This is a genomic window from Lonsdalea iberica (assembly GCF_002111585.1).
In the GTDB taxonomy this organism is placed as follows: Bacteria; Pseudomonadota; Gammaproteobacteria; order Enterobacterales; family Enterobacteriaceae; genus Lonsdalea; species Lonsdalea iberica.
Map to the genome: position 1 here is coordinate 31,926 of NZ_LUTP01000006.1, position 24,392 is coordinate 56,317.

Annotated in this window: 24 protein-coding genes and 1 other annotated feature; of the genes, 10 read left to right on the forward strand and 14 right to left on the reverse strand. The window is 56.0% G+C overall.

The genetic code is table 11. The annotated features are described in order from the left end of the window. Positions 1-186 precede the first annotated feature (186 nt). The 11 genes from AU511_RS03495 to AU511_RS03540 all read right to left on the reverse strand — a co-directional run bounded on the left by AU511_RS03495 (position 187) and on the right by AU511_RS03540 (position 10,491). Positions 187-1,548, reverse strand: a complete 1,362-nt coding sequence (locus tag AU511_RS03495; protein ID WP_094100397.1) for an APC family permease — start codon at positions 1,546-1,548, stop codon at positions 187-189. Further along, positions 1,538-1,780 carry a hypothetical protein gene (locus AU511_RS17195; RefSeq protein ID WP_139823890.1) on the reverse strand — a complete coding sequence of 81 codons (243 nt, stop codon included), beginning with the start codon at positions 1,778-1,780 and terminating at the stop codon, positions 1,538-1,540. Before AU511_RS17195 ends, AU511_RS03495 begins: the two co-directional genes overlap by 11 nt. Before the next feature lie 242 nt (positions 1,781-2,022). Next, entirely contained in the window at positions 2,023-2,760 is a 738-nt protein-coding gene (locus AU511_RS03500; RefSeq protein ID WP_240503756.1) for a flagellar brake protein, read from the reverse strand. 137 nt (positions 2,761-2,897) lie between these two features. Then, positions 2,898-3,791: a triphosphoribosyl-dephospho-CoA synthase CitG gene (gene citG / locus AU511_RS03505; protein WP_094108783.1), complete on the reverse strand. Its 894-nt coding sequence runs from the start codon at positions 3,789-3,791 to the stop codon at positions 2,898-2,900. Beyond that, a complete protein-coding gene (gene citX, locus AU511_RS03510) occupies positions 3,769-4,311 on the reverse strand; it encodes a citrate lyase holo-[acyl-carrier protein] synthase (protein ID WP_094108784.1) in 543 nt (180 codons plus the stop codon). The genes citG and citX overlap by 23 nt, the downstream gene beginning before the upstream one ends. Continuing rightward, positions 4,304-5,833, reverse strand: coding sequence for a citrate lyase subunit alpha (citF, locus tag AU511_RS03515; protein WP_094100393.1), 1,530 nt, complete (start codon positions 5,831-5,833; stop codon positions 4,304-4,306). Before citF ends, citX begins: the two co-directional genes overlap by 8 nt. Before the next feature lie 36 nt (positions 5,834-5,869). Then, a complete protein-coding gene (gene citE, locus AU511_RS03520) occupies positions 5,870-6,745 on the reverse strand; it encodes a citrate (pro-3S)-lyase subunit beta (RefSeq protein ID WP_026743477.1) in 876 nt (291 codons plus the stop codon). Beyond that, a complete protein-coding gene (citD, locus tag AU511_RS03525) occupies positions 6,745-7,035 on the reverse strand; it encodes a citrate lyase acyl carrier protein (protein ID WP_094100392.1) in 291 nt (96 codons plus the stop codon). The genes citE and citD overlap by 1 nt, the downstream gene beginning before the upstream one ends. Before the next feature lie 32 nt (positions 7,036-7,067). Continuing rightward, the gene (citC, locus tag AU511_RS03530) at positions 7,068-8,111 is read right to left on the reverse strand and encodes a [citrate (pro-3S)-lyase] ligase (protein WP_094108785.1); all 1,044 of its coding nucleotides are present in this window, start codon (positions 8,109-8,111) and stop codon (positions 7,068-7,070) included. 72 nt (positions 8,112-8,183) lie between these two features. Further along, positions 8,184-9,068 (reverse strand): fumarylacetoacetate hydrolase family protein, encoded by an 885-nt coding sequence (locus tag AU511_RS03535; RefSeq protein WP_094108786.1) that lies wholly within the window; start codon positions 9,066-9,068, stop codon positions 8,184-8,186. A 58-nt stretch (positions 9,069-9,126) separates the two neighbouring features. Further along, a complete protein-coding gene (locus AU511_RS03540; RefSeq protein WP_094108787.1) occupies positions 9,127-10,491 on the reverse strand; it encodes a 2-hydroxycarboxylate transporter family protein in 1,365 nt (454 codons plus the stop codon). Positions 10,492-10,919: 428 nt separating this feature from the next. On the opposite strand from AU511_RS03540, the gene AU511_RS03545 reads away from it, so the two are divergent. Then, positions 10,920-12,563 (forward strand): ATP-binding protein, encoded by a 1,644-nt coding sequence (locus AU511_RS03545; protein WP_094108788.1) that lies wholly within the window; start codon positions 10,920-10,922, stop codon positions 12,561-12,563. Further along, positions 12,553-13,278 (forward strand): response regulator, encoded by a 726-nt coding sequence (locus AU511_RS03550; protein ID WP_094108789.1) that lies wholly within the window; start codon positions 12,553-12,555, stop codon positions 13,276-13,278. Before AU511_RS03545 ends, AU511_RS03550 begins: the two co-directional genes overlap by 11 nt. 10 nt (positions 13,279-13,288) lie before the next feature. Here the strand turns inward: AU511_RS03550 and AU511_RS03555 are convergent, their stop codons facing one another. Continuing rightward, a complete protein-coding gene (locus tag AU511_RS03555; protein ID WP_094108790.1) occupies positions 13,289-14,113 on the reverse strand; it encodes an SDR family oxidoreductase in 825 nt (274 codons plus the stop codon). A 192-nt stretch (positions 14,114-14,305) separates the two neighbouring features. Continuing rightward, positions 14,306-14,428 (forward strand) — a sequence feature (His leader region). Positions 14,429-14,491: 63 nt separating this feature from the next. Between AU511_RS03555 and hisG the strand changes: the two genes are divergently transcribed. Genes hisG through hisIE form a run of 8 tightly spaced genes read left to right on the forward strand, consistent with a single transcriptional unit; the run spans position 14,492 to position 21,557 of the window. After that, positions 14,492-15,391: an ATP phosphoribosyltransferase gene (gene hisG, locus AU511_RS03560; protein ID WP_094108791.1), complete on the forward strand. Its 900-nt coding sequence runs from the start codon at positions 14,492-14,494 to the stop codon at positions 15,389-15,391. A gap of 5 nt (positions 15,392-15,396) precedes the next feature. Continuing rightward, entirely contained in the window at positions 15,397-16,707 is a 1,311-nt protein-coding gene (hisD, locus tag AU511_RS03565; RefSeq protein WP_094108792.1) for a histidinol dehydrogenase, read from the forward strand. Beyond that, positions 16,704-17,774: a histidinol-phosphate transaminase gene (gene hisC / locus AU511_RS03570; protein ID WP_094108793.1), complete on the forward strand. Its 1,071-nt coding sequence runs from the start codon at positions 16,704-16,706 to the stop codon at positions 17,772-17,774. The genes hisD and hisC overlap by 4 nt, the downstream gene beginning before the upstream one ends. A gap of 15 nt (positions 17,775-17,789) precedes the next feature. Further along, positions 17,790-18,857, forward strand: coding sequence for a bifunctional histidinol-phosphatase/imidazoleglycerol-phosphate dehydratase HisB (gene hisB, locus AU511_RS03575; RefSeq protein WP_094108794.1), 1,068 nt, complete (start codon positions 17,790-17,792; stop codon positions 18,855-18,857). Continuing rightward, positions 18,857-19,447, forward strand: coding sequence for an imidazole glycerol phosphate synthase subunit HisH (gene hisH / locus AU511_RS03580; RefSeq protein ID WP_094100382.1), 591 nt, complete (start codon positions 18,857-18,859; stop codon positions 19,445-19,447). Before hisB ends, hisH begins: the two co-directional genes overlap by 1 nt. Positions 19,448-19,453: 6 nt before the next feature. Beyond that, positions 19,454-20,191 carry a 1-(5-phosphoribosyl)-5-[(5-phosphoribosylamino)methylideneamino]imidazole-4-carboxamide isomerase gene (gene hisA, locus AU511_RS03585; protein WP_094108795.1) on the forward strand — a complete coding sequence of 246 codons (738 nt, stop codon included), beginning with the start codon at positions 19,454-19,456 and terminating at the stop codon, positions 20,189-20,191. After that, positions 20,173-20,949, forward strand: a complete 777-nt coding sequence (gene hisF / locus AU511_RS03590) for an imidazole glycerol phosphate synthase subunit HisF (RefSeq protein ID WP_094108796.1) — start codon at positions 20,173-20,175, stop codon at positions 20,947-20,949. The genes hisA and hisF overlap by 19 nt, the downstream gene beginning before the upstream one ends. Next, entirely contained in the window at positions 20,943-21,557 is a 615-nt protein-coding gene (gene hisIE / locus AU511_RS03595) for a bifunctional phosphoribosyl-AMP cyclohydrolase/phosphoribosyl-ATP diphosphatase HisIE (RefSeq protein ID WP_094100379.1), read from the forward strand. Before hisF ends, hisIE begins: the two co-directional genes overlap by 7 nt. Positions 21,558-22,326: 769 nt before the next feature. On the opposite strand, the gene ihfB is transcribed toward hisIE, so the two are convergent. Then, entirely contained in the window at positions 22,327-22,611 is a 285-nt protein-coding gene (gene ihfB / locus AU511_RS03600; protein WP_026740440.1) for an integration host factor subunit beta, read from the reverse strand. An 88-nt stretch (positions 22,612-22,699) separates the two neighbouring features. Beyond that, a complete protein-coding gene (gene rpsA, locus AU511_RS03605; protein WP_100052958.1) occupies positions 22,700-24,373 on the reverse strand; it encodes a 30S ribosomal protein S1 in 1,674 nt (557 codons plus the stop codon). Between the last annotated feature and the right edge of the window lie 19 nt (positions 24,374-24,392).

Consider the following 24,392-nt stretch of genomic DNA (forward strand, 5'->3'; position numbering starts at 1 on the left):
ACGAAAGACGCGACACGACCCGCAGGTCAACGCGATGCCCGTCAGAATACCCTCTGGCGGGCGGTCTTGTTTTTACGGGCGATATTTGTGCCGGACGGCCACACTTCCGAGCGTTTAGCGATAAAAAACGGCCGCTGGGGATCACTCCCTCGGCGGCCGTTTTAGCATCAGGCTAATGTGGCGGAGTTAGACAATGTCTTCACTGCACTGCGGCACCGGCTGTCTGAAGCGGCGGGTCACCACCGCGAGATACAGCAGGCCAATCGCGGCCCAGACCAGTCCCAACGTCATCGACGTTGCTTCCAGATTCAGCCACAACGCGCCGACAGCCAGCGCGCCCAAGACCGGCAGCAGCAGATAATTGATGTGATCTTTTAGCGTCTTGTTGCGACCTTCCCGAATGTAAAACTGGGAAATGACGGACAGGTTGACGAAGGTAAACGCCACCAGCGCGCCGAAGTTGATCAACGCCGTGGCCGTCACCAGATCAAAACATACCGCCGACAGCGCAATTACGCCCACCAGCAAGACGTTCAGCGCAGGCGTCCGCCATGCCGGGTGGATGTAGCCGAAGAAGCGCTCTGGGAAGACACCGTCGCGTCCCATGACATACATCAGACGGGAAACGCCCGCGTGTGCCGCCATCCCGGACGCTAATACGGTGACGCAGGAGAAGACCAGCACGACAGACTGGAACAGTTTACCCGCAACGTAGAGCATGATTTCCGGCTGAGACGCATCCGGGTCTTGGAAGCGAGAGATGTCCGGGAAGAACAACTGCAAGAAGTAGGACACCACGATGAAGATAATGCCGCCGATCAGCGCCGTCAGGAAAATAGCTTTCGGGATCACGCGGCCCGCGTCTGGCGTCTCTTCCGACAGGGAGCTGATGCCGTCGAAACCGAGGAAGGAGAAGCAGAGTATCGTAGCCCCGGTAATCATCGGTACCACCTGTGCGTGCTCAGACCAGAACGGTTTGCTGCTCACCAGCGTTCCCGCGCCTTCGCCGCCGGAAATCCCGTGGATCACCAGCGTCAGGAAGACCGCCATTATCGCCACCTGGACAACCACGATCACCGAGTTGAGGTTCGCGACGATGTTGATGCCGCGCAGGTTGAAGAGCGTCATCAGTCCGACCAGCGCCGCCACAAAGATCCAGGACGGTACGCCGGGGAAGATCGCTTCCAAATAAATTTTGGCGAGAAGGATGTTGATCATTGGCATGAACAGGTAGTCCAGCAATGAGGACCAGCCCACCATGAAACCAATGTGCGGGCTAATCGCTTTCTGCGCATAGGTATAGGCCGAGCCCGCGGACGGGAATCGACGCACCAATTTTCCGTAGCTCACCGCCGTGAACAGAATGCCGGTCAAGGCAAAGGCGTATGCGGTCGCCACGTGGCCATCGGTGAGGCCGGAAACAATGCCGAAGGTGTCAAAAATTGTCATGGGCTGCAAATAGGCGAGCCCCATCATCACAACTTGCCAGAGCGTCAGTGTTTTTCTTAGTTGTACTCGTTGGCTGGAAACCGCTGCATTATGCGACATGACGCATCCCTCCGTTGCCGGCAATAGATATACGGGTCAGGGATGTCGTGAATCTATTGGACATGGGGAGGCGATGAGAAACGGTGTAGTTTGACTTGGATGAAGACAGGTTGCCGCCGTCAATGGATGCTGACGCACGATCGTAGAAAGTCGACGCCGCTGCGGCGCCATAGTCGCTGCTCACACAGCGCAAACCGGCGGGCACCGGTACTGCTACAACAGATTGCCCCATTTCACATATTCCTCTTTCTGCCTTCGTGGCAGCCTGGTCTGATATCGTTCCGGCACGACGTCCGGCCCCTTCATTAAGAAAAAAAAGTCTCAAAAAAATAACCGACGCTATTAACGTCGGTTATTTCAGGGCGCGTATTCTGCCGGAGAGGGGGGCAAGAGACAAGACTTTGCGCGACCGCAGGAGTTATTTAAATTAAGTCACCGGTAGTGTCTCAATAACGGCTCGCTGACAGCGGCAAATTACAGGACCCGTTTCCTTTTCTCGTGCTGTTCCAGCTCCAGCGCGGTAATCACCTGTTGCAGACTTCGCTCCTGCCCAGGCGTCAGGCACGGGAACTTGAAGCTGAGCCGTTGCACCTTTTTCACTTCGCCTTTGGCGCCGACAATGCGGCTAACTGCATGGCTGATGAATTGTACGTCGATGCTGAACTCGCCATAGGTGCCCAGCTCCAGCGTAACGTTTTCCAAAATATCGCCATGCCCGAACTGTTCAGCAACGTCTTCCTGTTCGCTCAGCAGGCAGACGCCGCCCAGCGAAAGATCTTTGATCGTGAATTGGAAACGACGCTCATCCGGCAGACTGCCTCGACAGAACATCGGCGGCCAAGCCGGAGAAGTAATGCGAAAATAGTTGCGGCGCTGGATGCGATAGAGGTCGGCGGGAATCGTGGCGCGGAATGCCGGGAACCCCTCGTAATCGATTCTGGATACCCCGTTCGCATTAAATTCCACCTTCGCGCCCGCCGGCTCGGCAACGAAATACATCTCCGTGTCCAGTACGTCATTCCCCTGCGACGTGCCGCCGAGGTCGAAGATGAAAATATTGTCGTCCGGCCGAACATCTAGAATATTACTGATGAAATGACCCCGTGCGTGATTCACCATCAGCGCCGTCTTGTTTTTATGCAGCTCGCGGAGCGTCGCGCAAATCGCCAGTTTGTTTCTCTTTAGAAATTGTTCTTTTTTGGTTTCGTCCATATTGTCCATCCCAAAGTTTAATCGTTACCGCGACGAATCAGTCCCGATAAGTCACAGCTTAGAGTTATACGTAGGATATCGTCAGTTGCGTCCCCAACTTTACGTTGGATTGACATTATAAGGGGTGATTAAAAAATTTATTCAGCGGGATAGTGATGCAGCAACCAGGTCAGCGCCAGTAAATCAGCCGTGCCGCCAGGGCTGAGATGACGTTCGGTCAAGGCGCGATCCATCGCTTGTAAGCCAGGAATGGTGACCCCCTGCGCCAGCAGATGGGTTGCACAGCGCTGGACGAACGCCAGCCCTTCCAACCCGCCGCGAGCTACGACATTGGTGTCCGGATTGTGCGCCATCAGCACCACCAACGTATGCAACAACGCCGTTTCCTGATCGTGCTTGCGCAGCGCCTGTCGATAGGCGGGCAGAGCCAGTCGGGTCACCGTTTCAAAGCCGCTGGCGGCTTCCCCCCGAGCGCCGGTCAGGCCGTAGCGCTGGAACAACAGCTCTCCGGCCGTCGCCGCCCGATGGGAAAGAGACAGCTCTTCACGCACCAGATCGCGACACATGTTCGCCACGGTTTGGCATAAACTTCGCTGCGTCAGCGCCACACCGTTCGCCGCCAGCCAGCCCGCGGCGCTGCACAGCAGTCCGCAGGCGAAGATGCCGCCTTTGTGCGTGTTGACACCGTACGTCGCCGCGAGCATGGCTTGCTCGCAGGCGATGCCGACAGGACGAACCTGTGCCAGCAACAGCTTAGGCGACAGGTCCGCATGGGCATAGCCCTCGTCGATAAAGCGCCGCAGCCAGGGCGTGATCGCATCAATGCTTTTTTGAAACAACTGAACGTCCATGTCATGGTGCGCGCCGTTGTTCGCCCGGTCCACCAGCCCCGGTTTCGGCGTCAGCAAGACCTCCACCGTCAGCGCTTGTACCACCCATCGATCGATATCCGGCACAGGCAGCGCCGCGCGAGCGCCAAAGGACACGGCAGTCTGCGCCAGACATTCGTCAGCGTGAGGAGAAATAGGCATTTAGCCTCTCCTCAATCCGGGTGAGGACGTCGGACAACGGGTGCCGCCGCGAACGCGCGCAGGCATGGGCTGGCTCGTCGCATAACAGACAGCGGCGACCGGCGCGATCGAGACCCGCGCGATTGAGCGCGCCGGACTGCGGGCAGAAAACGTCGAAGTCCCACAGCCGTCCGAGCGGATGCGTATCTTCGAGAATAACGGTGGCGCGCTTAATCGCCAGTGCATCGCCACCCACCACCCAGAATCCCTCCGCGCCCGTCTCCAACCAGTGCAGCTGATGTTCCGCCACCTGCCAGCCCTGTTGACGGCTCAAGGCATCAAACGCCGCCACGGCCTCTTCCATCGCGCGGCGATACAGCGGCGAGTCTTTAATTGGCCCCGGCGTCACCAACGTCAGCGACACTAATGGGGCATGATGCCTCGCCAGCAGCGCCTGCTGCCGGGCGGCTCTTCGCTCTTTCGCCGCCAGCAGACGTTCCAGCGTAACCGTTGCGGGCGACGGCGCCGTCACGTTATTCATCGTCCTCTTTCACCTGCCGCACGACGTCAATGACGCTGCCGTCGCGATAGCGGATTACCCCGACGATGCGGTCGTGAAACGCGATCGGTTTCGGCTCGCCTACCAGCGCCACCGCACGCTCATACAGCGCTTCGATCGACATGACGGTCAGCCCGGCGGCAGTCAGTCGCTCTGCCACTTCAGGACGCGCCGGATTGACCGCAATCCCGTGGTCGGTCACCAGGACGTCGATGCTTTCGCCCGGCGTCACACACGTGGTGACATGACGAACCACAGTCGGAATACGGCTGCGAATTAACGGCGCCACGATCACCGTCAAGTTAGCCGCCGTCGCCACGTCGCAGTGTCCGCCGGAAGCCCCACGCATTACGCCGTCGGAGCCGGTGATGACGTTAACGTTGAAGTCCAGATCGATTTCCAGCGCGCTGAGGATCACCACGTCCAGTTGATCGCAGCACGCCGCCTTGGCGCTCGGGTTCGCGTAGACGTTGGTCGAGATTTCCACATGGTTGGGATTGGTCGCCAGCGAGTCGGCCGCGTTGGCGTCGAAGCACTGCGTATCCAGCAGTTTCTCGATCAATCCCTTTTCATGCAGGTCGACGATGCTGCCGGTGATACCGCCGAGCGCGAAGCGCGCCACGATGTTCTGCTTCTGCATCCGGTCTTCGAGGAAGCGGGTACAGGCGGTGGAGGCCGCGCCGGAGCCGGTCTGGATTGAGAAACCGGGTTTGAAATAGCCAGAGTGTTCAATCACATCGGCGGCGGAACGGGCGATCAGCAATTCACGAGGATTGCTGGTCACGCGCGCGGCCCCCACGCTGATTTTGGCCGGGTCGCCCACCTCTTCGACCTGCACAATGTAGTCCACCTGATCCTGCACGATACTGGCGGGCATATTGGGGAACGGCACCAGACTCTCTGTCAGCAGCACGACGTTGCGGGCAAATGCCGCATCCACCATCGCGTAGCCCAGCGAACCACAGCGGGATTTTCCGTCCGTCCCGTTGGCGTTGCCGAATTCATCGCTGCATGGCACGCCCAGAAAAGCGACGTCTATCTTCAGCTCGCCGCTTTGCAGCAGATGCACCCGGCCGCCGTGAGAGTGGATCTGCACCGGCTCTTTCATCAACCCGTGCGACACGGCGTCAGCCAGCTTGCCGCGCATACCCGAGGTGTAAATTTTACTGATGACCCCGTTGCGAATGTGTTTGACCAATGGCGCGTTGCAACTCATCAACGAGCTGGAGGCGAGCGTCAGGTCTTTGAATCCCATCTCCGCCAGCGTCTCCATCACCTTGTTGATCACCTTATCCCCTTCACGGAAATGGTGATGGAAGGAGATAGTCATACCGTCTTTCAAACCGCTTTTGACGACGGCTTCTTGCAAATCGGCGCACAGCTTACGCTCGTGCTTCTGAGTCAGGTCGTTCAGCCACGGCGTGTTGTGATTGGCGTCGACGAACGGCTGTAACGCGTTTTTTTCTGGAAACTGCTGACGAAGCGCTTCAATAATGTTGCTCATGATCAAATCCTGTCATTGCTGAAAAAAGGCCGACGTTTATTTACGCACACCCGATGCCTGGGCGCGTTCCACTACCCGGCGGGCATGGTCGATAATCGGCGCGTCAATCATCTTGCCGTTGAGCGAGATGACGCCCAGTCCAGCGCGCTCGCCCTCTTCCGCCGTCTTAATCACCAGTTGGGCGTAATCCACCTCATCCTGTGTCGGCGCGTAGGCGTTGTGCAGCAATTCAATCTGACGCGGGTTAATCAGCGATTTCCCGTTGAAGCCCAGTTTGCGGATCAGCTCGACTTCTCGCAGGAAGCCCTCTTCATCGTTCACGTTGGAGTACACCACGTCGAACGCGTCGATCCCGGCCGCTCGAGCGGCGTGCAGCACGGCACAGCGGGCATAGAAGAGTTCGGTGCCGTCGCCGCGTTCCGTCTGCATATCCATCACATAGTCAAAGGCTGCAAGCGCGATGCCGATCATGCGCTTGGAGGACCGCGCGATAGATACCGCATTGATCACGCCGACGGCGGATTCGATGGCCGCCATGATGCGCGTCGATCCCACTTCTCGACCACAGGCTTTTTCAATACGCACCAGGTGCTGTTCCAACTCGTCGACATCGTCGGTGGAGTCGGTTTTCGGCAAACGGATCACATCCGCGCCACCGCGAACTGCGGCTTCCAGATCCAATAGCCCGAACGGCGTGCTCAGTTGGTTAATGCGCACCACGGTTTCAATATCTTGATACATCGGGTGTTGCAGCGCGTGGAATACCAGCAGACGGGCCGTGTCTTTTTCTCGCAGAGATACGGCATCTTCGAGGTCGAACATGATCGAGTCGGGTTTATAGATGAATGCGTTGGAGAGCATGGCGGCGCTGGAACCGGGAAGAAATAGCATACTGCGGCGTAAGGTCGACATTAGAGTTTCTCCCATTCAATCTGCTGGGCATCCGCTCCGCGCAGGACGGCGCTCTGCACCCGGGCGCGGATCACGCAATCCAGCGCGCCTTTGTCTTCTACGATGATGGTGCCGTCTTTGACGCCCAACGCCGTCAGGGTTTCATCGACGACTTTCTTAATTTGATCACCGAACTGCTTGATGACGTCACTATTGATCACGACGGTTAACTGACCTTCAGCAGGGGCGACTTTGACCAGCAAATCGCTGGACTCAAAGGTGCCCGCCAAGGCTTCCTTGACAATCTTCATCTTTATTTCCTGCCTGATACATGAAAAGTGAATTACGCGTACTGAGGCTCGCAGTAACGCTGTAAATGCTGCAACGTGGTCGGCGGCACCATGTCCCGAATGGGATCGAACTGGCGCAGCTTCAAGAGTTTTCTAACTTCCGAGGCGGAGATAGCCCGGCCTGAATGTTCGCAGGTGCGCTCGATTTCAATCACCTTGAGCGCAGGCGCCTTCACCCTGCCGTCCTGCTCCAGCCAGTAATGCATATCCTGATTGTATTGATGCGTCACCGGACAGAAGGGTTCTGTCCCGACGAAACGCTGGTTGATACCGAGCGCGGGAGCGATATATTTGCGGAAAATAATCAGGTCAATGGCCGCATGGGCCTGGGTGATCAGCTTCTCTTCCTTCAGGAAATAGCCGGGAAAGGTGGCTTTAGAAATCATGTAGTCCGAGCCGGGGTGCACCGTCAGATTAGGGATATGCTCAACCCCTTTCTGCACCATCTCCAGCCGCTCGCTATAGGGAAAGAAAGAGACGTCTTCGCGAACGACGAAGATATGCAGCCAGTCGCTGGCGCTGGCGGCCTGTTCAGCCAGATAGCGGTGACCGAGCGTGAAGGGATTAGCGTTCATCACAATTGAGCCGATACGCTCACCAGGCTGCCGCAACGCAGACAGCTTCTGACAGTATTGTTTAATGCCTATCGGCGTATTTTCCATCAGCACCGCCGTCTCGTCGTAGCTAGCGATGGGGTAAAAGCCGCAGCCGCGAAAAATGGCGATATTGTCGGGTTTAGTGTAGAGAAACAGGTGGAATATGCCGCGATCGGCAGCCAGTTGGACGACTTCGTTGACCATCCGCACCCCCAGGTTCAGGTCTCTGAACTCAGGGTCCACCGCCACGCATTTGATGGTGTTCGACGCCAGTCCCGCGCAGGCCACCAAGTGACCGCCGTGCCTCCCTATCACAAAGGTATTCACGTCATTGTCCATTCCCAACTGACAACGAGTCAGAAACTGGTGGATCTCCTCCAGCTCCTCGGCAGGGTCTTTGACATCGAGTGTGGTGATAAAGAAAGACTCATCGTCATACATAACGGTAATCCTGCTTCTGACGGCTATTCAACATAACGGCTAAAAATATCCCCGCGCAAACGGGGACCGAATTCAATGGGTGATCGTAGCTGACGAGGGCTGAACATCATCGATGCGGCTTTTCGCCTCGGCGATGTTATTGCTCAGCCTGCCGAGATGTTCGATGTCGACTTCGATGCGATCGCCGGGGCGCATAAACAGCGGCGGGTGGCGTTTTTTGCCCACGCCGCCCGGAGACCCGGTGATGATGACATCGCCTGGCGCCAGCGAGGTGAAGGTACTGATGTACTCAATCAGCTCCGGCACCTTGTGCACCATGTTGCGGGTGTTATCTTCCTGCACCTGGCTGCCGTTGAGATAGGTATGAATATTGAGCACCTGCGGGTCGGGGATCTCATCGCTCGTCGTCAGATAAGGGCCGAACGCGCCGGTCTTCGGCCAGTTTTTGCCGGCGGTGAACCAGCTGTGCTGCCAGTCTCGTACGGAACCGTCCATATAGCAGCTGTATCCCGCGACAAACGATAAGGCGTCTTCCCGCGCGATGTTTTGACCGCGGCGACCGATGACCACCGCCAGCTCGCCTTCATAGTCGAACTCGTCCGAGAACTGGGGTTTCAGCACATCGGTCATATGTCCGGTCTGAGAATCGGCAAAGCGGACAAACAGGGTCGGCGCCGGGTCGACCTGATCAAACTCTTTCCGTTTCGCTGCATAATTCATGCCGACGCACAAAATTTTCCCAGGATTAACGATAACCGGTAAGAAGGTGACATCCGACTCCGCCACATCCGGCGCTTCATCGACCAGGGCTTTCGCCGCCGCCAAGCCGTCTCCCGCCAGCAATGCTTTTAAATCCGGATAACGCTGACCCAGTCTGCTGCGCAGGTCAATAAAGCCAGCCGGTGTATAAATGCCGTAGCTGTCTTTTCCGTTATGGCGGTAGCTTGCAAGTTTCATAATGATTCCCGTATTAAAAATAACTTATGCTGGTTCACTGCTTTACTGTCGTAATGAATTAAATCAGGAAGTTCCCGAGCACCAGCAACGCCACGGAAACATTAATGGCGCCGCCGATGCGGGTCGCAATCTGGGCGAAAGGCATCAGCACCATGCGATTGCCGGAGGTCAGGATGGCCACATCGCCGGTCCCACCCTGCCCACTCTGGCAACACGAGACAATCGCGACATCGATGGGATACATCCCGATCTTTTTACCGACAAAGAATCCGGTCGCGACCAACGTGACCACCGTGGTGACGATAACGATCAGGTTCGTGATGGTGAAAGCATGCACCAACTCTTCCCACGGCGTAATCGCGACGCCGACGGCAAACAGAATGGGATAGGTCACAGACGTCTGGAAGAATTTATAAACCACCTGCGATCCTTCTCGAATCCGCGGCGAAACGCCATGCGCCAACTTCACCAACACCGCGGCAAACAGCATGCCAACCGGCGCGGGCAGACCAATGTATTTATGGCCCAGCATGCCCACCATATAGAGCATGATGGCCAGTAAGGCGCCTGCGGCCAGCGCGGTCACATCGATTTTGCCACTCAGTTCGGCCGACAACGCTGTCGTCTTTTTGTCATCGTTCGATTTGCCCGGCAGGAGTTCCCCTTCGCCGGTCAGGTGCGGATAACGCTTGCCGAGCTGATTGAGCATCCCTGCCAGCAGGATAGCGGTCAGGCCACCCAGCATGACGATGGGCAATATTCTTCCCAGCGCCACGCCCTGATCCATATGCAGCAGGGTCGCGTACCCGATGGAAAGCGGTATCGCCCCCTCGCCCACGCCACCCGCCATGATGGGCAGCACCAGGAAGAAGAACACCTGGAACGGGTCAAGACCCAGCGCGACCCCGACGCCGACGCCGACCAACATCCCGACAATTTCGCCACACAGCATCGGAAAGAAAATCCTGATGAAGCCCTGAATTAAGGTGTCCCGATTCATGCTCATGATGCTGCCGACGATAATGCAGCAAATGTAGAGATAAAGGATGTTGGTGGACTTATAGAACAGGGTGGTGGAGTCAACCACGACCTTTGGCAGCAGTCCATAATATACCAGCGCGGAAGGAATAAAGGTGGCGCAAATGGCCGCGGCCCCCATTTTTCCAATAATCGGCAAACGCTTGCCGAATTCGCCGCAGGCAAAACCAAAAAAGGCCAGCGTCGCCACCATGACGACAATATCGCTGGGCAGCTTGCCGTCCAGACAGTCAAGCGCGATTAATAGACCGATAAGGAGGAATAGCGGCAGAGGAATAATACCGATTTTGTAGGTATCCAGTACATACCACCATTTTTCTTTAAGCGAACGCTTCACAGAGCGCTTATCCTTTACAGCGATATATGAATCATCTGTCGTACTCATGCCCCTGCCTCCTTGTATTATTTTACCAGTCATATTAGGAGGTCAAAAACAATAATTGTGTGATAACCTTCAAATTGAAAAATGAGTTTTAATGGCACTTATGGTTTTTAAAGTTTTAATTATTAACTTGATAAAAAACAGATGGTTACCAAGTTAACATTATTAAACAATTTTCGTGAACATGCCGTTAATTTTCATCTCTATATAACTGACGGAAATATCCCCTGCTCATGTTATAAAAAGGTAATTAAAATGTTCCATGGCAAATTTATTTGCCTACAAATGTCTACATATTTGCCTGTCTATATTAATCCTGCGGATAACTTACCTGTCGGCGCTCACAAGAATGGGCACTGCTTATCCCCTTTCACTTCTTTCATGCTAGATTGAACTTTCAGACAAAACAAACTTGGCGGTGTTAGCGCAACATGGCATTGAGGCTTTCATTTCATCTCAGACTCTTCATTTATCTGATGATTTTCTTTTCCCTACTGTTAGCCATGGGCAGCCTTTATTATTACCGCGCCACATCTCAACGCCTTTACCATGAGCTGGGCGGACGGGCGCAGGTGCAGGCAAAAGAGATCGCCGTGATCCCCACGCTTATCACCAGCGTCAAGCAACGCGACATCCCCACTATTGATCTTCTCGGGCAGAAGTTAATACAGAACAGTGACGCCAGCTTTATCGTCATTGGCGACCGTAGCGCCGTGCATCTTTTTCACTCCTCGGACGCTCAGCTGGTCGGCAGCCAGATGGTGGGCGGGGATAATGCGGAAGTGCTTGCCGGCAAGACGACGATCACCCTACGCCACGGCGGAACCGGCATTTCCCTGCGTAGCAAAGCGCCTATCATGGACGGCAACGAGGTGGTGGGCATCGTTTCAGTCGGCTACCTGAAAACGCACATCGACAGCCTATCGCTCAGTAATGTCAGCCACGTTCTGCTAGGGATCGTGGCGATTTTTATCGCGCTGTTCCTATTTTCATGGTGGTTTTCTCGCAATCTTAAAAAACAGATGTTCGGGCTGGAGCCCCTGGAGATCAAACTGCTGGTCCGCCAGCAGCAGGCGTTGCTCGAGTCCATCGACGAAGGCGTCATCGCTATCGACAAACAGTCGCATATCGCCGCCATCAACCATTCGGCGAAAACGCTGCTGGAGCTGAACGATCCCGCCGTGACGCTACGTGGCAGACCGATAGACGAAGTCATCAAGTCCGTCCCCTTCTTTTCCAGCGACGAGATGTGGACCAGCGATACCCATGACGAAATTTGCCGCTTTAACCATGTGACCGTCATCGCCAGCCGCGTGCGGATTATGCTGGAAGACGAGCTACAGGGGTGGGTCATCAGCTTTCGCGATAAAAACGATCTTCACACGTTGAGCTTGCAGCTCAGTCAGGTAAAGCGCTACGCCAACAGCCTGCGAATATTACGCCATGAGCAGTTGAACTGGACGGCGACGCTGGCCGGGCTGCTGCACCTGGAGCGCTACGATGAGGCGATTCGCTATATCGAAGCCCAATCGCAGGGCGCGCAGGCCACCTTGGACTTCATCTCCGCGCGTTTCAGCGCTCCCGCCCTGTGTGGATTACTGCTGGGGAAATACGCCAGCGCACGAGAGAAAGGACTGCAAATACTCTTCGACCCTCGCTGTCAGCTGAAAGCTATCCCCGACGCGCTGCGTGAGACCGAGTTGATGTCGATCATCGGCAATCTGCTGGATAACGCGATGGAGGCCACGCTGGCCAGCCCGCGGCCGCATGAACCGATTGAGGTCTATATTCATGATAATGAGCGGGAACTGGTGATCGAAATCGCCGACAAAGGCACCGGCATCGCCCCGGAGATAGCCGACCGCATCTTTGACATGGGCGCCACCAGCAAGACCACAGGCGATCACGGGCTGGGGCTTCATCTGGTCGCAAACTATGTCAATCAGGCCCAGGGGGTGATTGAGGTTTCCGCCAACCCGCCGCAGGGCACTATTTTCTCCGTTTTTATTCCCCGGCATCTTACCGAGACTCACCAGACAGAGACCAACAGGAACACAGAGCATCATGTCAATTGAGAAACCCACCTCATCGACGGACGAATCGGTCGAAAACTTCGAGGTCCTCATCGTCGAAGATGAAAAACGACTGGCCGACATCCATGCCGAGTTTATTGAAAAGAATTTCAACCTAGGCATCGTCGGTATCGCCTCTACGCTCCAAGAAGCGCGGCGATTACTTCAGCTGCATCGTCCCCGTTTAATGCTATTGGATAACTATCTGCCGGATGGCGAAGGCATCTCATTGATTGAGAGTGAACTCATGAAGGGAATGAACTGTTCGGTCATTTTCATCACGGCCGCGAGCGACATGGACACGTGCGCCCAGGCGATCCGCTGCGGCGCGTTTGATTACATCATCAAACCCGTGTCCTACCCGCGGCTGCGTTCATCGCTGAATCGGTTTATCCAGTTCGTAAAGGCGCAGTACACCTACAAATACGTCGACCAGCAAAACGTCGACGTTCTGTATCAGCTCCAGTCGAGCGCCGCCCCCACCGGCTCGTCGGTGAAAGGCATCGAGGAAAACACTCTGAATTTGATCCAGCAGATCTTCCATGACGCCCCCGACACGCTGTTTTCAGTCGATGAGGTGGTCGCCCGAACGGGGCTGAGCAAGACCACCGCCCGCCGCTATCTGGAGCACAGTCTGGAAAATCATTTTCTCGACGTGCAGATGCTGTACGGCAAAATCGGTCATCCTCGACGCCTGTACCGAAAAAATAATGGCTAAAGAGGATCTGTCAGTTGAGCGGGATCGTCATCGGGTCTGGATGCAGGTACTCGAATCCCAGTTCGCGACAGATAAGCTGCCCATCGACGAGGCGCGCCGCCGCCGGGTCGCCCGCCAAAAATCGGGGCGGGTCCAGATGCAAACGCTGCGCCTGTGCGGTATAGAAAACTTCCCGGGAAGGATGCAGCGGCGCGCACAGGTTGTAGAGATGTCCACCGTGCGGCAGCTGCAACAACAGGAGAATGGCCGCAACCACATCCTCCTGATGAACCAGATTGACACCGTGACTGCCATTCGGCACGTCGCGTCGCCCGGCCAGAAAACGCCCAGGATGGCGTTCCGCGCCCACCAGCCCGGCGAGCCGCACAATATCCACCTCCGTATTCGGCAACGCGTGCAACCATTGTTCCAGCTCAACAATGCTTCGCGCCGTCGCGGTATCAGGCTGCAGCGCGCTGCTCTCCTTAACGATGCCTTGCGTCCGTCCGTATACCGACGTCGTGCTGGTAAACACCATGCGCTGAACGCCGTGGGCCAACGCGCTGTTGACGATCGCCTGAACCGCCTCCAGATAGCCTGCCCCCTCCTGGGACACCCTGCTCGGCGGCAACGTCACAATTAGCGCCTCCGTGTCCAGCAACGCTTCCAGCTCACGGGCTTCGCACTCGAGTTCTGGCGTCAGACGCAGGCGATAACATTCAATCCCTACGTTGCGTGCCGCCTCTACCCCGTCATCCGTGGTTTTGCATCCGACCACCTGATACCCGCGGCCCATCAACGCCATTGCCAGCGGCATGCCCAACCACCCTAACCCGATAATCGACACTTTTTTCATTTCACGCTCCCGCCCTGACCCGCTTGTTTCCACCTACTATCCACGCTCAATTAACCATAGCAACACCAAATGCTTGCGGAGAGGTAAAAAACGGTTGCACAACCGATACGACTTGGTTTAGGTTAAGTCCAACACGAGAATTAAATCATCCACTTCAATGGACAATATTATGTTAAGCGTTCTGTTCAACCACCATCATCACCATCACCCTGACTAGTCTTTCAGGCGATAGGTGCTGGAAGACGGTTAGATCTTCCAGTGGCGCAGAACGTTAAAGAGAGCCCTCGGAAGATCGTCTTCCGAGGGTTTTTTTATGTCCCCCGTTTTTAAAAGAAGCCTGCATCAACAGGCACATCAGACAGGAAAATTGAGGTTTATATGCTGGATAAAACACGTTTACGCATCGCGATGCAGAAATCAGGCCGTTTGAGCGACGAATCTCGCGAGTTACTGGCCCGCTGCGGTATTAAAATCAACTTGCAGCAGCAGCGTCTCATCGCTTTCGCTGAGAATATGCCCATCGATATCCTGCGCGTTCGCGATGACGATATCCCAGGGCTGGTCATGGACGGCGTCGTCGATCTGGGCATCATCGGCGAAAACGTGCTGGAGGAAGAGTTACTCGACCGCCGCGCCCAAGGCGAAGACCCGCGTTACTTTACGCTGCGCCGTCTGGATTTCGGCGGTTGCCGCCTGTCGCTGGCGATGCCGCTGGATGAGGAATACACCGGTCCTCAATGCCTGCAAAACAAACGTATCGCCACGTCTTACCCCCACATCCTTAAGCAGTACCTCGATAAACAAGACATCAATTTCAAATCCTGCCTGCTGAATGGTTCAGTTGAAGTCGCTCCTCGCGCGGGTCTGGCCGACGCCATCTGCGACTTGGTTTCGACCGGGGCCACGCTGGAAGCCAACGGTCTGCGTGAAGTCGAAGTGATTTACCGGTCCAAAGCCTGCCTGATTCAGCGCGATGGCGAAATGCCCGCAGAGAAACAGGAATTGATCGACAAACTCCTGACCCGTATACAGGGAGTGATTCAAGCTCGCGAATCCAAATACATCATGCTCCACGCGCCCAGCGAACGTCTGGACGAAATCATCGCGCTGCTGCCGGGCGCCGAGCGTCCGACTATTTTGCCGTTGGCCGGAGAGAAAAGCCGCGTCGCCATGCACATGGTGAGTAGCGAAACCCTGTTCTGGGAAACAATGGAAAATCTGAAAGCGCTGGGCGCCAGCTCTATTCTGGTGCTGCCGATTGAGAAAATGATGGAGTAATCACCATGGCGAACAGCTTCGAAACACTCATAGATTGGCAAACCTGTTCAGAATCAGAGCGGCAACAGCTGCTGACGCGCCCGGCGATTTCCGCCTCTGGCCAGATCACCGCCATCGTCAGCGACATTCTGGATCGCGTGAAAGCCGAAGGCGACAGCGCCCTGCGTGACTTCAGCGCCAAATTCGACAAAGTGCGGGTGGACAGCCTGCGCATCAGTCAGCAGGACGTCGACGCCGCGGCCGACCGTCTGGGCGATGACATCAAACAAGCGATGGCGATTGCCGTACGTAATATCAAAACGTTTCACGAGGCGCAGCAACTGCCACCAGTGGACGTCGAAACTCAGCCCGGCGTCCGCTGCCAGCAACTCACCCGTCCTATCGCCAACGTCGGGCTGTATATCCCCGGCGGTTCTGCGCCCCTGCTCTCGACGGTACTGATGCTGGCAACGCCCGCAACGCTGGCGGGCTGCAACCGCGTCATCCTGTGCTCCCCCCCGCCGATTGCCGATGAAATTCTGTATGCGGCGCAGCTGTGCGGCGTGCAGGAAGTCTTCCAACTGGGCGGCGCGCAGGCCATTGCCGCCATGGCGTTCGGCACCGAAAGCATTCCGAAAATGGATAAGATCTTTGGCCCCGGCAACGCCTACGTGACCGAAGCCAAACGTCAGGTGAGTCAGCGTTTGGACGGCGCGGCGATCGATATGCCCGCCGGGCCTTCCGAAGTGCTGGTGATTGCCGACAGCGGCGCGACGCCGGACTTTATCGCCTCCGACCTGCTTTCTCAGGCGGAGCACGGTCCGGACTCGCAGGTGATTCTGTTAACGCCGGATCGCGAGCTGGCTCGGGCCGTCACCGTGGCGGTGGAACAGCAGCTAAGTCAGCTTCCGCGCCGCGAAATCGCTGCACAGGCGCTGGCCAGCAGCCGTGTGATCATTACCCGCGACCTGGCTCAGTGCGTCGAGATCAGCAATCAGTATGGTCCTGAGCACTTGATCATCCAGACCCGCAATGCCCGCGATCTCGTTGACGACGTCATCAGCGCCGGCTCAGTCTTCCTCGGCGACTGGTCGCCGGAGTCCGCGGGCGACTATGCCTCCGGCACCAACCATGTGCTGCCGACCTACGGCTATACCGCCACCTATTCGAGTCTGGGGCTGGCGGATTTCCAGAAACGGATGACCGTTCAGCAATTAACGCCGCAAGGCTTGCTGGCGCTGGCGCCCGCGATAGAAGTGATGGCGCAGGCGGAACAGCTGGCCGCTCACAAAAACGCCGTCTCCCTGCGCGTCGCCGCCCTGAAGGAGCAAGCATGAGCATCGAAAATCTGGCACGCGAAAACGTCCGTCAGCTGACGCCCTACCTGTCGGCCCGCCGTCTGGGGGGCAGCGGCGATGTCTGGCTGAACGCCAATGAGTTTCCTCAGGAGCCGGAATATCAGCTCACGCTACCCACGCTCAACCGCTATCCGGAATGTCAGCCTAAGCAAGTGATTGAGCGCTACGCGGCCTACGCGGGAGTCAGACCAGAGCAGGTGCTGGCTAGCCGCGGCGCGGATGAAGGTATCGAGCTGTTAATTCGCGCCTTCTGCGAACCCGGTAAAGACGCGATTCTGTTCTGTCCGCCGACTTATGGTATGTACGCGGTCAGCGCCGAAACGTTCGGCGTAGAACGCCGCACGGCGCAAAGTACAGCGGACTGGCAGCTGGATATGGCCTCGATTGAACGGCAACTCGATAACGTCAAAGTGATCTACGTCTGTAGCCCGAACAATCCGACGGGCAATCTGGTGAACCCGGAAGATCTGCGTCGCCTACTAACACTGGCGCAGGACAAGGCGCTGGTTGTTATCGACGAGGCCTACATCGAATTCTGCCCAGAGGCCTCCACCGTAAGCTGGCTGGCGGACTATCCTCATCTCGTGATCCTGCGCACGCTGTCTAAAGCATTCGCGCTGGCGGGACTGCGCTGCGGCTTTACGCTGGCGAACGAAGACGTCATTCAGCTGCTGTTAAAGGTGATTGCCCCGTACCCACTCTCTCTACCGGTGGCTGACATCGCCGCACAGGCGCTGAGCGAGACGGGTGTCGCGAAGATGAAGGCCAATGTCGCCGAGATACTGGACAATCGTCAGTGGCTGGCCGATAAACTGCAGCCGCTGGACTGCGTACAGTCGGTGTTCCCCAGCGAAAGCAACTACCTGCTGGTGAAGTTCAATCCAACGACCCAAGTGTTTAAATCTCTGTGGGAGCAAGGCATTATTCTGCGCGACCAAAATAAACAGCCCGGGCTGGCCGGGTGCCTACGTATTACCGTCGGCACCCGCTACGAATGTGAACGCGTTATCGCCGCCCTACAGGCGCTTTCCGGCATCACCGCTTAATCTTGAGGAACGATTGTGGGATTGAAATACCTTTTTATCGACCGTGACGGCACGTTGATCGCCGAGCCCCCTGAGGATTATCAGGTTGACCGGCTGGACAAACTGGCGCTGGAGCCGAGTGTCATTCCTTCGTTGCTGGCGCTGCAAAAGGCTGGCTTTAAACTGGTGATGATCACGAATCAGGATGGACTCGGCACCGCCAGCTTCCCGCAGGACGAATTCGATCCGCCGCATAACCTGATGATGCAGATCTTCACCTCACAGGGGATTGCCTTCGAGCGCGTATTGATCTGCCCTCACCTGCCGTCTGACCACTGCGATTGCCGCAAACCGAAAACCGCGCTGGTTGACGCTTTCCTGAAAGACAACGTGATGGACAGCGGCAACAGCTATGTCATCGGCGATCGGGAAACGGATATCGAACTGGCGAAAAACATGGGGATCACCGGTCTGCGCTACCAGCGAGACGGGCTCAACTGGGCTGATATTGTCACCCAGTTGACCCGCCGCGACCGCCACGCATACGTCAGCCGGGTGACGCGCGAAACGGCTATCGACGTTAACGTCTGGCTAGATCGTGAGGGTGAGAGCCAGATCAGCACCGGCGTGGGGTTCTTTGACCATATGCTGGACCAAATCGCCACCCACGGCGGTTTCCGGATGCAGGTGGAAGTCAAAGGCGATCTGTACATCGACGACCACCACACGGTAGAAGACACCGCGCTGGCGTTGGGTGAAGCGTTGAATAAGGCACTGGGCGACAAACGCGGTATCGGCCGCTTCGGTTTCGTGCTGCCGATGGACGAATGTCTGGCCCGCTGCGCGCTGGATATCTCCGGCCGTCCGCACCTGGAATACAAAGCAGAATTCAACTATCAGCGCGTGGGCGATCTGAGCACGGAAATGGTCGAACACTTCTTCCGTTCGCTCTCTTATGCAATGGCCTGCACGTTGCACCTCAAAACCAAAGGCCGTAACGACCACCACCGCGTCGAGAGCTTGTTTAAAGCCTTTGGCCGCGCGCTGCGTCAGGCTATCCGGGTCGAAGGTGATACGTTGCCGAGCTCGAAAGGAGTATTGTGATGGACGTAGTGATTCTTGATACCGGCTGCGCCAATCTGTCATCCGTCGCCTATGCGGTGAAACGTCTGGGCTATGACCCCGTCATCAGCCGCGAGTCGGACGTGGTGCTGCATGCCGATAAACTGTTTCTGCCGGGCGTCGGCACGGCGCAGGCCGCGATGGAACAGCTGAAAGCGCGCGATCTGATCGACCTGATTAAAGCCTGCACCCAGCCCGTACTGGGTATCTGTTTGGGGATGCAGCTGCTGGGCAGCGCCAGCGACGAGAGCGGCGGTATCGACACGCTGGGCATCGTCGACGCGCCCGTGCTGAAAATGGAAGACCAAGGGCTGCCTTTGCCGCACATGGGCTGGAACCAGCTAACGCCGCAGGCGGGTCACCGTCTGTTCCGCGACATTCCCGAGGACGCTTATTTCTACTTCGTGCATAGCTACGCCATGCCTGTCTGCGCCGATACCATCGCACAGGCTCAGTATGGCGATCCTTTTACGGCCGCAGTGCAAAAAGAGAACTTCTACGGCGTGCAGTTCCACCCGGAACGTTCTGGCGCCGCTGGCGCGCAGTTGCTGAAAAACTTTCTGGAGATGTAAACGATCATGATTATTCCCGCTTTAGACTTGATCGACGGGCAGGTCGTCCGTTTGCATCAGGGCGATTACGGACAGCAGCGCCAATACGGCAGCGATCCGCTTCCTCGCCTGCAGGATTATCAGCAGCAAGGCGCGCAGGTGCTGCATCTGGTCGATTTGACCGGGGCAAAAGATCCCGCCGCTCGCCAGATCCCCCTTCTGAAAACGCTATTGGCCGGCGTCTCCGTGCCGGTACAGGTCGGCGGCGGTATCCGCACCGAGCAGGACGTAGAAGCCCTGTTGGCGGCAGGTGCCCGCCGCGTCGTCATCGGCTCCACCGCCGTCAAAGATCCCGCGTTGGTGCAATCATGGTTTACGCGCTACGGCGCAGAGGCATTGGTACTAGCGCTGGACGTGCGTATTGATGCCGACGGCGTTAAAAATGTGGCGATCAGCGGCTGGCAGGAAAACTCAGGGATCACGCTGGAACAGACCGTCGAGCGCTATCTGCCGTTGGGTCTGCGTCACGTGTTGTGCACCGATATTTCCCGCGACGGCACGCTGCAGGGTTCTAACGTGGATCTTTATCGACAGATCTGCCAGCAATACCCTCAGGTGGCGTTTCAGGCTTCCGGCGGTATCGGCTCTCTTGCCGATATTGCCTCGCTGCGCGGTAGCGGCGTGCAAGGCGTGATCGTGGGTCGCGCACTGCTGGAAGAAAAATTTAACGTAGCGGAGGCAATCGCATGTTGGCAAAACGGATAATTCCCTGTCTTGACGTGCGCGACGGACAGGTGGTGAAAGGCGTTCAATTCCGCAACCACGAAATCATCGGCGATATCGTTCCTCTGGCGCAGCGCTATGCACTGGAAGGCGCGGACGAACTGGTGTTTTACGATATCACAGCATCCTCTGACGGCCGCGTCGTGGATAAAAGCTGGGTCTCTCGCGTGGCGGAAGTGATCGATATCCCCTTCTGCGTAGCGGGCGGCATTAAAAGTCTGGAAGAAGCCGCACAGATTCTGTCGTTCGGCGCAGACAAGATTTCCATCAACTCGCCGGCGCTGGCCGACCCGACGTTGATTTCCCGGTTGGCCGACCGCTTCGGTGTTCAATGCATCGTCGTCGGGATCGATACCTGGCATGACGCCGACACCGGGCGTTATCATGTTAATCAATACACCGGTGACGAGAAGCGCACCCGTGTTACTCAGTGGGAAACGCTGGACTGGGTTCAGGAAGTTCAGAAGCTCGGCGCAGGTGAAATTGTTCTCAACATGATGAACCAAGACGGTGTCCGCAACGGCTACGATTTGGAACAGCTGCGGCAGGTACGAGACGTCTGTCAGGTGCCATTAATCGCCTCCGGCGGCGCCGGTACTCGCGAGCATTTCCTGGAAGCATTCCAGAATGCACGCGTCGATGGCGCGCTGGCGGCATCGGTCTTTCATAAACAAATTATTAATATTGGTGAACTGAAACAGTTCCTCAAGCAACAAGGCGTGGAGATCCGGGTGTGTTAACCGAACAACAAAGAAGCCAGCTAGACTGGGAAAAAACCAACGGCATGCTGCCTGCTATCGTACAACATGCCGTCTCCGGCGAAGTACTGATGCTGGGCTACATGAATCCTGAAGCGCTGCAGGCGACCGAAGAGACGGGAAAAGTCACCTTTTTCTCTCGCACCAAAAACCGACTGTGGACCAAAGGGGAAACCTCAGGCAATGTCCTGAACGTCGTCTCCATCACGCCGGACTGCGATAACGATACCCTGCTGGTTCTGGCCAATCCGGTTGGCCCGACTTGCCATACCGGTACTAGCAGCTGCTTCTCCCCGGCAGCCAGTCAATGGCAGTTCCTGTTTAATCTGGAGCAGCTGCTGGCAAGCCGTAAGGCCGCCGACCCAGAAAGCTCCTACACCGCACGGCTCTATGCCAGCGGCACGAAGCGTATCGCGCAAAAAGTCGGCGAAGAGGGATTGGAGACCGCGCTGGCTGCAACCGTGCATGACAGGGAAGAGTTGACCAACGAAGCGTCCGATCTGATGTATCACCTGCTGGTACTGCTTCAGGATCAGAATTTGGATTTGGCGACTATCATCGGCTGTCTGCAACAACGTCATACCCAATAATCAGCTCATGAACGAGGTCACCCTGCGTTGGCTAGGGTGACCCTCATCATCCCCGCTGTTGACGCCTACCGCACTCTACTGGTCATTCAATTTGGCCTGATGCGCCTTATCACGCGCCGCGCTCGTGACTTCGACGGATGTCACCATCATCACTGATGTACGGGTTCATGCCTCTTCGACATGTGCGTCATGCCCAACTCATCAGCATTTTTGAAGGCTGGTTAATGTTCCGCCTGCTTACTTACCCTTACCACATCCTTCAATGCCTCGGTACACTGCGCCGACTATGCACCGCCGAAGCAGCTCCGTTTGTTTGTTCTCTCCACTCAACAGTTCGCAAAAGAGGCGGCCGCACAAATATGCCGCCTGACAGGTCATCGCCTGAGACCATCCTGGTCACACCTCTGACAATCAGCGATGATCCGTAAAGTTAACCAAGGCTTCTCACTATTCCACGGCTACTGAAAGTCAAAAATGCCACCAGGCACGGTACCGTCAACGCGCCGATTCAAATAGATAAATTTCTACATAATCACTACACCCGCGGATCTTTCCTATCACGACTGAGTGGCTGACTGCCTCATTCATCCTGCATACAGCCATGCCCTCTTCGTCTGCACTGCGCCTCAACCCTCATATCTCAGAGGTAGACTCGTTGGCCAAATCGCAGACAGAAAAAAGGCGCCCCTTGTGGGGCGCCTTTTAAAATTTCTTACTCAGCAGTCTGTTGCACGTCATACCGCGCAAGATGCTTACCTACTGCTGTCATTCAGCCGTAGATATTCGCACGATCGCGCAGTTCCTTGCCAGGTTTGAAATGGGGAACGTATTTACCTTCGAGTTCCACCTTTTCACCCGTCTTCGGGTTACGTCCAACACGCGGTGCACGGTAGTGAAGTGAGAAACTGCCGAACCCACGGATCTCAATACGATCACCTTCTGCCAGCGTACTCGCCATCTGCTCGAGCATCTCTTTAACCGCATCCTCGACTAACTTGGCCGGGATATGAGATTGCTGTCCAGCAAGTCTTTCAATAAGCTCAGACTTGGTCATAGTTCCTCCAAGTATATGGTCAGATAACACCATAGTAACTTACTACCGTTTGAGACCGAGCGGCATACTGTCGCTCGGTCCACCGTGATTACTCGCCTTTAGCAGCTTTGAAAGCTTCAGCCATTGCATTGGAGAAGTTGCTTTCTTCCTGTTTGTTGTTAACAGAAGCAATTGCATCTTTCTCGTCAGCTTCGTCTTTAGCACGAACAGACAGGCTAACTACGCGGTTCTTACGGTCAACACCGGTGTACTTCGCTTCGACGGAATCGCCAACGCTCAGAACCAGAGTTGCGTCTTCAACGCGGTCACGCGCGGCTTCAGAAGCACGCAGGTAACCTTCAACGCCATCAGCTAATTCAACTGTAGCACCTTTAGCGTCAACGGCAGTAACTTTACCCGTAACAATCGCACCTTTCTTGTTCATAGACAGGTAGTTGTTGAACGGGTCTTCAGCCAGCTGTTTAACGCCCAGGGAGATGCGCTCACGCTCTGCGTCAACCTGCAGGACAACGGCAGCGATTTCGTCGCCTTTCTTGTACTCGCGAACAGCTTCTTCGCCAGCTACGTTCCAGGAGATGTCGGACAGGTGAACCAGACCGTCAATGCCGCCATCCAGACCGATGAAGATACCGAAGTCAGTGATAGACTTGATCTTACCTTCTACGCGGTCACCCTTGTTGTGGGTTTCAGCGAACTGCTGCCACGGGTTGGATTTGCACTGTTTCAGGCCCAGGGAGATACGACGACGTTCTTCATCGATATCCAGAACCATAACTTCAACCACGTCGCCCACGTTAACCACTTTGGACGGATGGATGTTTTTGTTGGTCCAATCCATTTCGGAAACGTGAACCAGACCTTCAACGCCTTCTTCGATTTCAACGAAGCAGCCGTAGTCAGTCAGGTTGGTTACGCGACCGGTCAGACGAGTGCTTTCCGGGTAACGTTTAGCGATAGCAACCCAAGGATCTTCGCCCAGCTGTTTCAGACCCAGAGATACACGGGTACGTTCGCGGTCGAATTTAAGCACCTTAACATTGATTTCATCGCCAACGTTGACGATTTCGCTCGGATGCTTAACGCGTTTCCAAGCCATGTCAGTGATGTGCAGCAGGCCGTCAACGCCGCCCAGATCAACGAACGCACCGTAGTCAGTGAGGTTCTTAACGATACCTTTAACTTCCATGCCTTCCTGCAGGTTTTCCAGCAGCTGATCGCGCTCTGCGCTGTTTTCGGATTCGATAACTGCACGGCGGGAAACCACAACGTTGTTACGTTTCTGGTCCAGCTTGATCACTTTGAACTCAAGCTCTTTGCCTTCCAGGTGCAGCGTGTCGCGTACCGGACGCACGTCTACCAGGGAACCCGGCAGGAACGCACGAATACCGTTCAGCTCAACGGTGAAACCGCCTTTAACTTTACCGTTGATAACACCGGTAACAGTCTCAGCTTCTTCGTAAGCTTTTTCCAGCATCAGCCATGCTTCGTGACGCTTAGCTTTCTCACGGGACAGCAGAGTTTCGCCGAAGCCGTCTTCGACAGCGTCCAGTGCAACGTCAACTTCATCGCCAACCTGAATTTCAATTTCGCCCTGCGCGTTCTTGAACTGCTCAGCCGGAATGGCGGACTCAGATTTCAGACCGGCGTCAACCAGTACGACATCTTTGTCGATAGCAACAACAACACCGCGAACGATGGAACCCGGACGGGTTTCGATTTCTTTCAGGGATTCTTCAAAGAGTTGAGCAAAAGATTCAGTCATGTTGATAATCTTAGGGTTT